This window comes from Microbacterium commune (assembly GCF_014836945.1).
Taxonomy (GTDB): domain Bacteria; phylum Actinomycetota; class Actinomycetes; order Actinomycetales; family Microbacteriaceae; genus Microbacterium; species Microbacterium commune.
In genome coordinates this window covers 1,128,906-1,139,499 of sequence record NZ_JACSPX010000001.1, presented here as the reverse complement: position 1 = coordinate 1,139,499, position 10,594 = coordinate 1,128,906, and the positions used below count along the sequence as shown (strand labels likewise).

The 10,594-nt window shown below is 69.6% G+C and carries 9 protein-coding genes; 4 read left to right on the top strand and 5 right to left on the bottom strand.

Features of this window, described 5'->3' with window-relative positions; all coding sequences use genetic code 11:
* Positions 1–161 precede the first annotated feature (161 nt).
* The gene (locus H9633_RS05230) at positions 162–1,493 is read left to right on the top strand and encodes a lipase maturation factor family protein (RefSeq protein WP_191712349.1); all 1,332 of its coding nucleotides are present in this window, start codon (positions 162–164) and stop codon (positions 1,491–1,493) included.
* Positions 1,494–1,769: 276 nt separating this feature from the next.
* On the opposite strand, the gene H9633_RS05225 is transcribed toward H9633_RS05230, so the two are convergent.
* Genes H9633_RS05225 through H9633_RS05215 form a run of 3 tightly spaced genes read right to left on the bottom strand, consistent with a single transcriptional unit; the run spans position 1,770 to position 4,374 of the window.
* Entirely contained in the window at positions 1,770–2,681 is a 912-nt protein-coding gene (locus H9633_RS05225) for a Gfo/Idh/MocA family protein (protein WP_191712348.1), read from the bottom strand.
* Positions 2,682–2,719: 38 nt separating this feature from the next.
* The gene (locus H9633_RS05220) at positions 2,720–3,568 is read right to left on the bottom strand and encodes an SMP-30/gluconolactonase/LRE family protein (RefSeq protein ID WP_191712347.1); all 849 of its coding nucleotides are present in this window, start codon (positions 3,566–3,568) and stop codon (positions 2,720–2,722) included.
* Complete coding sequence (locus tag H9633_RS05215; protein ID WP_191712346.1) at positions 3,565–4,374, bottom strand: hypothetical protein; 810 nt, start codon at positions 4,372–4,374, stop codon at positions 3,565–3,567. Before H9633_RS05215 ends, H9633_RS05220 begins: the two co-directional genes overlap by 4 nt.
* A gap of 285 nt (positions 4,375–4,659) precedes the next feature.
* Here H9633_RS05215 and H9633_RS05210 point away from each other — a divergent pair, with 285 nt between their 5' ends.
* Positions 4,660–6,351 carry an FAD-dependent oxidoreductase gene (locus H9633_RS05210; protein ID WP_191712345.1) on the top strand — a complete coding sequence of 564 codons (1,692 nt, stop codon included), beginning with the start codon at positions 4,660–4,662 and terminating at the stop codon, positions 6,349–6,351.
* The gene (locus H9633_RS05205; RefSeq protein ID WP_191712344.1) at positions 6,348–6,620 is read left to right on the top strand and encodes a metal-sensitive transcriptional regulator; all 273 of its coding nucleotides are present in this window, start codon (positions 6,348–6,350) and stop codon (positions 6,618–6,620) included. The genes H9633_RS05210 and H9633_RS05205 overlap by 4 nt, the downstream gene beginning before the upstream one ends.
* A 228-nt stretch (positions 6,621–6,848) precedes the next feature.
* Here H9633_RS05205 and H9633_RS05200 read toward each other — a convergent pair whose 3' ends face one another.
* Complete coding sequence (locus H9633_RS05200) at positions 6,849–7,196, bottom strand: TraR/DksA family transcriptional regulator (protein WP_191712343.1); 348 nt, start codon at positions 7,194–7,196, stop codon at positions 6,849–6,851.
* 183 nt (positions 7,197–7,379) lie between these two features.
* Here H9633_RS05200 and gnd point away from each other — a divergent pair, with 183 nt between their 5' ends.
* Complete coding sequence (gene gnd, locus H9633_RS05195; RefSeq protein ID WP_225211049.1) at positions 7,380–8,462, top strand: phosphogluconate dehydrogenase (NAD(+)-dependent, decarboxylating); 1,083 nt, start codon at positions 7,380–7,382, stop codon at positions 8,460–8,462.
* 546 nt (positions 8,463–9,008) lie between these two features.
* On the opposite strand, the gene H9633_RS05190 is transcribed toward gnd, so the two are convergent.
* The gene (locus tag H9633_RS05190; protein WP_191712342.1) at positions 9,009–10,571 is read right to left on the bottom strand and encodes a PucR family transcriptional regulator; all 1,563 of its coding nucleotides are present in this window, start codon (positions 10,569–10,571) and stop codon (positions 9,009–9,011) included.
* Positions 10,572–10,594 lie beyond the last annotated feature (23 nt).

The following is a 10,594-nucleotide window of genomic DNA, read 5'->3' as shown; positions in this document are numbered from 1 at the left end:
CCGCCCCACGGGGGGCATGTCGGCCCCCGATTTGTATCGTCCCGGCGGCCGGGTTCGAATCGCTCATCTGGCGCCTCTGCGCGCAGTGAGACGGCAAGGTGAGCGATTCGAACGCTGTCAAGACCCTCCGACCGGTGAGCCCACAGTCGTAGCGTGTCGGCATGGACGGGTTCGCCGCCGTCGACTTCGGCTTCGCCCGCGAGGTTCTGCAGAGGGGCATCGCGGCGCTCTACCTGGTCGCGTTCCTCTCGACGCTGAACCAGTTCCGCCCGCTGCTGGGCGAGCGCGGACTGCTGCCCGCTCCCGAGCTGCTCGCGTGGGCGACATCGTCTTCCGCGAGACGCCGGATGCTGCGCCCGACCCTCTTCACGCGCATCCGCTACACCGACCGCCGACTCGCAGCCCTGTGCTGGGCGGGGATGATCGTCGCAGGCACCGTGGTGATCGGCATCCCTCAGCTGGCGCCACCGTGGGTGCCGATGATCTGCTTCCTGCTGCTGTGGGGCGGGTACATGTCGATCACGAGCATCGGGCAGACGTTCTACTCGTTCGGGTGGGAGATGCTGCTGCTGATGTACCACCACGAGACGCAGCCGATGCCGGGGCCCTTGAGTCGGCAGGCGCATCTGCTGCCGAAGTGGTTCCACAGGGGTGAGGTGCTCGGCAATCACTTCGCTCAGCTGGTGGTGCCGTTCTTCCTGTTCGCGCCGCTCGCGACGCTGTTCACACCGACCACGGTCGACGCGATCCTGCTGCTGATCGGCGCGATCGCCGCGACGATCGTCATCCTCACCCAGCTCTGGCTGGTGCTCACCGGCAACTTCGCCTGGCTGAACGCGGCGACGATCGTCCTCGCCTTCTCGGCGTTCCCGACGTTCTGGTCGTCCGTCGACGTGCCGAATCCGGAGCCGCTGCGCGCCCCGAACGGCATCCCGCTGTACTGGGTCATCCTGACCTCGGCGGTCGGGATGCTGGTGATCGCGCTCAGCTGGCCCGCACTGCGCAACCTTTTCGCCTGCCGCCAGCTGATGAACGCGAGCTTCAGCCGGTGGCAGCTCGGCAACGCCTACGGTGCGTTCGGCACCGTCACGAAGCAGCGGATCGAGTACATCGTGGAGGGGACGACGGATGCCGATCCGGATGCCGCCGAATGGCGCGAGTACGAGTTCAAGGGCAAGCCCGGCGCCCTGCGCCGTATCCCGCGGCAGTTCGCGCCGTACCACCTGCGCCTGGACTGGCTGATGTGGTTCCTCCCGCTCGGCCGCTCGCTCGAGGATTGGTTCATGATGTTCCTCGTCCGTCTTCTCGAGGCCGACCGCCCGACGCTGCGGATGCTGCACCGCGACCCCTTCGACGGTGAGCGCCCCACGTGGGTGCGCGTCGTGTCGTACCGCTACCGCTTCGCGACCCGCGCCGAGCACCGCGGGTCAGGCGACGTGTGGGTGCGCGACCGGCGGCACGTGCTCGTGCGTCCGCTGGGCCTCGGCGACTGAGGCGCCCGCGCCGGCCACACACCGGGCCGTTCCCCCGGGTGCTGTCACACACACGGGGGAGCGGAGCCACACCCCGCTGAACGGAGCCACACACCGGGGGCCGACACTCCACATGTCGGACGCTTTCACGGCATCCGTCCGACATCTGGCGTGTCGGCCCCCGATTCGCAACGGACACTCGCGGCTTCGCAACGGACACGCTCGGCACCGCCCCGGACACGCGCGGCACCGCCCCGGACACGCGTCGCCCCCAGGACCGGCGGCGACGCGGGCGGGTCAGAACGTGATCGGGCGCTTCCCGGCGAGGGATGCATACGCGGCATCCACCACGGCGACCGCTGCCAGCCCGTCGGCGGCGGTGACCCGCGCCTCGCTGCCGGTGCGGATCGCCTCGGCGAAGTCGGCCAGCTGCGCGCGGTACGGGTCGGCACCGGCCGGGTCGAGGTCGGTGTCGAAGCGCAGGATGCGGTCCGAGCCGGCCACCTCGACCATCGACCGGAACGGCGTGCCCGGCTCGAGCCAGTCGGCCCGTAGGTGGCTGATCGCGCCGTTCGCGTGGGTGAGGGTGACATGCGCCGAGACCGGCGGCGAGACACGATCGGCGACCGCCGGTGGATCCTGGGTCGCCGTCACCTCGACGACCGATCCGGCCAGCCACAGCGCTTGGTCGATGTCGTGGATCATCAGATCGCGGATCACGCCGCCACCGGCATCCTCGGCATAGAACCAGGCCGAATCCGGCGCACCGACCGTGCGCCGGAAGGTCAGCTCGGCGAGGGTGCCGACCGATCCGATGCGCTCGTGCAGGTCGCGATACCCCTCGAAGTACCGCACGACGTGCGCGGGAAACAGCCGCACGCCGGCGTCATCGGCTGCGTCGATGAGCGCCCGCGCGTCGGCGGCGCTCGCCGCGAGGGGCTTCTCGCACACGACGTGCCTGCCGCGCGCGAAGGCGGCACGGGCGATCTCGAGATGCGTGGAAGTGGGGCTGATGATGTCGACCACGTCCACCGCATCGATCAGCTCGTCGAGCCCGCCGATGATCCGGATGCCGTAGCGATCAGCCAGCGCACCGGCATCCGTCCTGCGCAGGATCGCGACATCGGCGCCCAGCGCCATCCAGCCCTCGATGTGCACCGGGGCGATGCCGCCCGCCCCGACGATCCCCACCCGAAGCGTGCTCTTCATGGCCCGACTCTACGCCCGGGAGGGGCCGCGCGATCGGCTCAGCCCGCGAAAGGAAGCGTGGGCTGGCCCCGGATGCCGAGGTCGACGGCGAACAGCGACCCGGCCTCGGTGCCGTGGTCGGGGTCGAGTCCCTGCGCCGACGTCGTGATGAACAGGGTGTTCAGTCCGTGCCCGCCGAACGTGCACGCGCTCACCTGCGGCACCGGCAGCCGGATGCTCTCGATGAGCCCTCCCGAGCTGTCGTAGCCGTGCACGGCCGAGCCGCCCCACAGCGCCACCCACACGCTGCCGTCGGCGGCGACGCAGAGCCCGTCGGGTGCGCCGGCGTCGGACGGTATCGACACGAACGGCCGTCGGTTCACGAGGTCGCCGTCCGAGACGTCGAACACGTCGACGCGGCCGGTCGCCGTGTCGGCGTAGTACGCGTGCGAGCCCTCCGACGTGAAGGCGATGCCGTTCGAGATCGTCACCTCCGGCAGCACGTCGCTGATCGACAGATCCGCGTCGATCCGCCGCAGTGACCCGCGTCCCGCCCCCGCGTCGTAGGCCATCGAGCCGGCGAGCAGCCGGCCGTCGGGGTCGCAGCAGCCGTCGTTCATCCGCACGCCGGGATCGTCACCGAGCCGCGCGACCGCTCGGGTCTCGCCGTCGGCCTCGTCGGCCAGATACAGGGTGCGCGCTCCGACGGCGACGAAGCCGCCCGACCGGCGCGGACGTACGAAGGCCAGATACTCGTCGTCGACATGCTGCCGTGTCACGCCGTCATCGCGCAGCGTGAGCAGGTCGCCGGCGGCGCCGTCGACCCATCGCAACCCGCCCCACGCGGCTGCCCAGACCGGTCCCTCGGCATGCCAGGCGATCGGCCCGGTGACGTTGTCGACTCTCACGGCTCGTCCCTCCGCAGCGGCATGCGCTCGGGTTCCGGTTCGGGAGCGAGGGAAGAACCGGATGCCCGTGCCGGGCCGATCTGACCGGCCACCTTCTGCTCGAGCACGTCGACGGCCTCGTCGGAGAGCAGGATGAGTCCGTCGAGCTCTTCGCGCACGCGCTTGTAGGCGAGGTTGCGCTCGGCCTGCGTGGCTGCGTCGTCGAGGGCGACGGTGAGCATGTGCTGCGCGCGATCGAGGCGCTTGCGCTCGTTCTCGCTGAAGTTCGCATCGCGCAGTCGGCGGGCATCGCGCTCGGCGATGTCGAAGGCGACCGCGTAGTCGCCCACCGCGTCGACGTACTCCGCGATCTCGGCCTCGCTGAGCTTCGCATCCGCAGACGCGGGGCGCAGAGTGTCGGCGATCTTCTTCGCCCGCAGGAATGCGGCGGTCAGCGGCTGTCGCCCGTCGCTCATCGCCGGGAAGGCGATGAGCTTGGCGACATCGAGCTCGTAGTCGAGCCAGCGCGCGGTGATCTCGTCGTGCTCGGCGAAGAGGCGCTCGAGCAGCTGCGCGGTCGAGGCGCGCTCCTCGTCGGCCGCGTCGCGCGCGAGCTTCCTCGTCTGCTGCTGCGTGCCCCCGCGGGCGGCGAGCTGGGCGGCCTTGAGCTCGCCCTTCAGACGCAGCGTCTCGAGTCGCCGCTCGTGACGGCGCTTCGATGCGCGCTCCCACGACTTGCCGATGCCGCCGGCGACGCCCATCAGCGGAAACACCAGCCACCAGTAGTTGCCGGCGAAGTCCCACATGCCCCGGAAGAACTCATCCATGATGGGCCCAGCCTACTTCCGCGCACCGCGTGCGCGAGAGGGCTCTCAGCCGGCATCCAGTTATACCCCCGGGGGTATCGGGTACGATCGATCCGTACCCAAACCGAGGAGAGCGAAGATGTGCCGAGCAGTGACCTGCCGAACCTGTGGCAAGACGACGTGGGCCGGTTGCGGCCAGCACGTCGACATGGTGATGGCCGGCGTGCCGTCGAGTGACCGCTGCCGCGGACACGAGAACGAGCCCCGCACGGGCTTCTTCGCGAAGCTGTTCGGGCGGAGCTGACTGTGCGCGTGATCATCATCGGCGGCGTCGCCGGCGGCATGTCGGCGGCCACTCGCCTGCGGCGGCTCGACGAGCACGCCGAGATCATCGTGGTCGAACAGGGCGACTACGTCAGCTTCGCCAACTGCGGGCTGCCGTACTACGTCGGCGGCGTGATCACCGAGCGCGAGTCGCTGCTGCTGCAGACACCAGAGTCTCTGCGGGCGCGGTTCGCCCTCGATGTGCGCACCGGTTCCGAGGCCGTGGCGATCGATCGGGATGCCCACACCGTCACCATCCGGGATGTGCGCACCGGCACGGTCGTCGACGAGCCCTACGATCACGTCGTGCTCGCGACGGGCGCCGCCTCACGCGACGTCTTCGAGCAGATGCCGGGCGCCCCCGTCGTGTCGACCCTGCGCACGATCGACGACGTCGACCGCATCACCGATGCCCTGGCCGGCCTCTCCGAGCCCGGCCGCGCCGTCGTCGTCGGTGGGGGATTCATCGGCATCGAGGCGGTCGAAAACCTCGTGCGCCGCGGCCTGGCCGTCACGCTGGTGCAGCACGGCCCGCACCCGCTCAGCCCCCTCGACGTCGAGATGGCCGCGCTGGTCGTCGACGAGCTGCAGGCGCACGGCGTCGACCTGCGACTGCGCGCATCGGTCGAGTCGCTGGATGCCGAGGGCGTCCACCTCGACGACGGCACCGCCGTCGCCGCCGACATCGTCATCGACGCCAGGGGTGTGCGCCCTGCGGCATCCCTCGCCGTCGCCGCCGGGCTTGCCACCGGACCGACCGGCGGCATCGCCGTCGACGGGGTGCAGCGCACCAGCGACCCGCGCATCTTCGCCGTCGGAGACGGCGTCGAGAAGGTGGATGCCGTGTCTGCCGAGCCGACGCTCGTCACCATGGCCGGCCTCGCGAACCGGCACGGCCGCACCGCCGCCGACGCCATCGCGGCCGCTGCCGGGCTGCTCGATGCGGATCCGGCCGACGCGCTGCCCGCGCTCGGCACGGCCATCGTCGGGGTCTTCGATCTCACCGTCGCGATGACGGGGTGGAGCGAGAAGAGGCTGCGGGATGCCGGTCGCGCCCACCGCGTGATCCACGCGCATCCCTCCGACCACGCCGGCTACTACCCCGGCGCCGAGCGGCTGACCATGAAGCTGCTCGTCGAGCCGATGACCGATCTGATCCTCGGCGCCCAGGTGATCGGCCGCCGCGGCGCCGACAAGCGCATCGACGTGATCGCGACGGCCATGCAGGCCGGGCTCACCGCATCCCAGCTGAGCCGGCTCGAGCTCGCCTACGCACCGCAGTTCGCCTCGGCGAAAGACCCGGTGAACATGCTCGGCTACATCGCCGACAACGCCGCGACGGGGCTGACCCACGCCATCCAGTGGCACGAGCTCGAGGCCGCCGTGGATGACGGTGCGACCGTGCTCGATGTGCGCAGCGCAGGCGAGCACGAGGCCGGAGCGATCCCCGGCAGCGTGAACGTGTCGGTCGACGAGCTGCGCGAACGGCTCGACGAGCTGCCCGAGGGCGAGCTGATCGTGCACTGCCAGGTGGGTCAGCGCGGGCACACCGCCGTGCGGCTGCTGCGCCAGCACGGACGCCAGGCGCGCAACCTCGCCGGCGGATATCTCACGTGGCAGGCGGGCACCCGGATGCTCGCCGCCGACCGCTCTCTCGAAAAGGAGTCCGTATGAGCGCCGCACCCGATGACGAGATTCGCAAGGTCGTGAACCGGCTCAAGCGCGCCCGCGGGCAGCTGACCGCGGTGATCGACGCGATGGAGGCGGATGCCGACTGCCGTGACGTCGTGATCCAGCTCGCGGCCGTCGGCAAGGCCATCGACCGCGCCGGCTTCGCGGTGATCAGCACAGCGCTGAAGCACTGCGTGATCGACGGCGAGGATGCCGACGACGGCGCCCCCAGTATGGCGGAGCTCGAGAAGCTGTTCCTCACCCTCGCCTGACGCGGCGTCGACGCGTTGCGTTGCGTCGACGTTCCGTTCTGGGGGCCGACACGCCAGATGTCGGACGTTCTCGCGGGATCCGTCCGACATCTGGAGTGTCGGCCCCCGTTTCGTCCCGGCCCCCGTTTCGTCCCGACTCCCGGTTCGTCCCGACTTCCGGTTCGTCCAGCCCCCGGCCCGTCCCGGCTCGCGGGCCGTCAGGCGGCACGGTCACGCGCGGCCGCCGTGTCACCCGAGCTTTTCGGCGCACGGCACGCACAGTCGCGCGAAGGGGCGCACCTCGAGCCGACCCTCGGGGATGGGCCGGCCGCAGTTCGTGCAGATGCCGTAGTCACCGGTATCCCATCGCTCCAGCGCGTCGTCGTACTGCCGCACCTCGTCGGCCGCCGCGTCGGCCAGCGCCGACAGCCGCGACCATTCCGACGACAGTGTCACGCCCTCGGGGTCGTGTTCGTCGTCGTCGTTCGATCCCTGTCGGTCGTGCACGAGTTCGGCCAGGGCGGATGCCGCATGCTCGGCGCGCGCCGCCGCATCCTGCCGCTGGGCGGCGAGCGACTCCCGACTGATCCCGGCCATCTCGCCACCCTAGCCCGACTGCCAGCGACGTTGCCGCCGGTGCAGCGGCGTGCGGTCGGCCCGCCGACCCCGCATGCGCCCGCACCTCGAAGGCGAACAATGCCACATGCGCGCGCTCGCCGCAGGGGCCTTGCCCGCGGACACGCATGTGCGTGACCATGGGAATGCCAATCGACGGGAGACATGATGCAGCTGGGAATGATCGGACTCGGACGCATGGGCGCGAACATCGTGCGCCGGCTGATGCGGGACGGACACGAATGCGTCGGGTTCGACGTCAACAGCGACGCAGTCGACGCCATCGTCGCCGACGGCGCGGCCGGAGCCACCGACCTGCAGGACTTCGTCTCGAAGCTGCAGACCCCCCGCGTGATCTGGTTGATGGTCCCGGCCGGGCTCACCGGCTCAATTCTCGAGCAGGTCGCCGACCTGCTCGATGAGGGCGACATCGTCATCGACGGCGGCAACTCGAACTACCGCGACGACGTACGTCGCGCGGCCGCCATGCGCAAGCGCGGCATCGAGTACGTCGACGCCGGCACGAGCGGCGGCGTGTTCGGTCTCGAGCGCGGCTACTGCCTCATGGTCGGCGGATCGGATGCCGCGGTGCAGCACATCGAGCCGCTGCTGAAGACCATCGCTCCCGGCGTCGGCGAGATCGAACGCACCCCCGGTCGCACCGGCGAGCTCGCACCCGAGGAGCAGGGCTACCTGCACTGCGGTCCGGCCGGAGCGGGGCACTTCGTGAAGATGGTGCACAACGGCATCGAGTACGGCATCATGGCCGCGATCGCCGAGGGTCTGAACCTGCTCGAGAACGCCGACGCGGGAGTGCGCGAGGCCGAGCACTCCGCCGAGGTCGCGCCACTCGAAGAGCCCGAGTTCTACCAGTTCCCCATCGATACCGCGAAGGTCACCGAGCTGTGGCGCCGCGGGTCAGTGATCTCGTCGTGGCTGCTCGACCTCACCGCGACCGCACTGAACGAGAACCCCACCCTGCACGACCTCGCCGGCCGCGTCTCAGACTCGGGCGAGGGACGCTGGACGGTCAAGGCCGCCGTGGACGTCGGCGTGCCCGTGCCCGTGCTCTCGTCTGCTCTGTTCGAGCGCTTCGCCTCACGCGGTGAAGACCACTTCGCGAACCAGGTGCTCTCGGCGATGCGGCTGCAGTTCGGCGGGCACAAGGAACTCCCGGCCGGCGACGTCCTCGAGGCCGGCGGTCGCAAGTCGGAGTCGAACGACCGCGGGCAGTCCGACACCGCGTGAGGCGCCGGTCGGTCATCCTTGCGGATGCCGCGCAGGGCGCCAGTATCGGGAAGTATGCTGGCGCAGAATTGACTGGTTCCATCCGGTCGTCTCGGAGTACTCGAGGCCGCCAAATGGGACTCGCGAATGCGCTCCAGTGCGGGCGTCGTCACACAGCCCCCGTATGCTAATCCCCGGCGTTCCGCTCGTCGGTGCCCTCGGCGCGGTGCTCCCGCACGGCCTTGTCGTCGACCTGCGCGGGCGGCGTGTCCGGGGCCGCCGGTGCTGTCGTCCATGCCGTTTGAGAGCAACTCCTGGTCGTTGGGATCGCGGTCGGGTGTGCTGTCGCTCATGCCTACTCCTTCGGTCGGCGTGCACCCGATGCTCTCTGAGGTGTCGAGGTTGCAGGAGGAAGTTGATAGGTCGGCGTCGCGCGACCCAGGGATGCCCCAGGCCCACCTCCCGGAGGCATCCACGTCTACGCAGGCGCCGTCCACCGGCGTGAGCAGCCCACGCCCACTCTGCGCGGGCGAACACTGCTTGCTCTCGTGGTCGGCCGAAATCGCGTCACAAGTGAAGCTCGGTGCGCAGCAGCATCCAGAGCACCAATCGCGCGTCCGGTTCGTTGAGGTCCACCTTCAGCTGCTCCTCGAACCGCCGGAGTCGATAGCGCACCGTATTCGTGTGAATGCCGAGGCGTGCCGCTGCCGCGCTGGGATTGCCCCAGTCGTCGAGCAGGACGGCGAGCACTCGCCGCTGCTCCCGAGCGCGTGACGTCTTCGCGAAGAGCTGCCGGACTGTCTCTGGCAGAGCCGCTCGCGGAACCTGTTCGGGCAGCGCTTCTGCGAGCGTCAACGGTGCCCAAAGATCCGCGAGCGTCGCAAGGCCCGTACGACCGTCTCGAGCCATTTTTCTCACCATTCTGTCGGCGTCGTTCGCCGACTGCTCGATCCCGGAAGTGTCCGACCAGTGCCTCCCGACCGCGACGGCAATGGTCGCGCCCATGCCGGAGAAGCTCTCAGAGAGCGACTTGGCGAGCGTTGCCGAGCCCGCGGACGAGCATTCCGCGGCGGGGGAGTCGCAACCCAGATGCAGCATGAAAGCGACCCCGTCTGCAGTGGTCGAGAGCGTGGCTGCGCGACGGGACCTCGCTGTGACATCCGCGAGGACACGGATGGCATCGGCATCCATTGCCTGCCGGCTTCGCGGTAGGTTGACCTCTTTCAGCGCGATCGCGTGACCCGGGCGCGTAAAGTCCGGAGCGCCGTAGCCGAGCGCGGTACGGGGGTCCGCAGGCTCTTTGCCGGACAGTAGGTCTGCGACGGCTTCGTCGCGACGCACTCTTTCGTCGTCACGCCTACGCATTAGCGCGCCCAACAGAGGGCTCATCTCTGCGGCTGCAGCGCGCAGCACCTCGGCATCTCGTTCGCAGAAGACCGGGGCGTCACGTGCGAGCCAGATGCTGCCAAGTAGACGGCCGTGATGCCGAATTCCAGCGATCAATCGCTGCCCGAGGCCAGCAGCATCGACGCTCTCCGTCTGAATTATCGGAGTGCCAGCGATCAGTCGTGCAAGCACACCCTGGCCGTTAAAGATCTGCTGGTACGGGCCGGGGAGTTGCCGCTGAAGAACCGCCTCGCGGCGAGCCGGATCGACGCCGGGGGTCATTCGGGAGTACGCGAGCAACTGAAAGGTGTCATCTTCGACGATGATGTGCCCGCCGACGTCTGCTGCAGCTCTGTCCGCGATCGCAACGATGCTCATCCGGCCCATCTCGTCTGCGGAGCGGCGCTCTCCCGCGTCTTCTCCGATCTGCGCGAGACGAGCGCGCACCCATTCCGGGTCGGTCCCCGGCCGCAGCACGAGCACGGAGATGTCACAGGCGGGCGGCCAGACGATCGCCGTCGCGGTGTGCGTGAGGATCAGGAGGTCACACCCGTGCGCGCGTGCTGTCGCGACCACACCGTCGAGCGCCGCGCGATCGGAGAGACTGCGGGATTCGATGCGTACGGTACCCACGTCGGCGGGCACGGTGTCATCGCGCGCCCCGACCATGACGTCGACATAGCGATGCAGAGCGTCACTGATGCGCCCGAGCGATACGCGAAGGTCGAGACGAAGATCCGACATGACCCTCTCCTTGTTGCATGCGA

Bases quoted from the DNA above. Each gene is read 5' to 3' on its own strand.
- H9633_RS05230 (WP_191712349.1), top strand. From the start codon at position 162: ATGGACGGGTTCGCCGCCGTCGACTTCGGCTTCGCCCGCGAGGTTCTG.
- H9633_RS05225 (WP_191712348.1), bottom strand. From the start codon at position 2,681: ATGAAGAGCACGCTTCGGGTGGGGATCGTCGGGGCGGGCGGCATCGCC.
- H9633_RS05215 (WP_191712346.1), bottom strand. From the start codon at position 4,374: ATGGATGAGTTCTTCCGGGGCATGTGGGACTTCGCCGGCAACTACTGG.
- H9633_RS05205 (WP_191712344.1), top strand. From the start codon at position 6,348: ATGAGCGCCGCACCCGATGACGAGATTCGCAAGGTCGTGAACCGGCTC.
- H9633_RS05200 (WP_191712343.1), bottom strand. From the start codon at position 7,196: ATGGCCGGGATCAGTCGGGAGTCGCTCGCCGCCCAGCGGCAGGATGCG.
- gnd (WP_225211049.1), top strand. From the start codon at position 7,380: ATGATGCAGCTGGGAATGATCGGACTCGGACGCATGGGCGCGAACATC.
- H9633_RS05190 (WP_191712342.1), bottom strand. From the start codon at position 10,571: ATGTCGGATCTTCGTCTCGACCTTCGCGTATCGCTCGGGCGCATCAGT.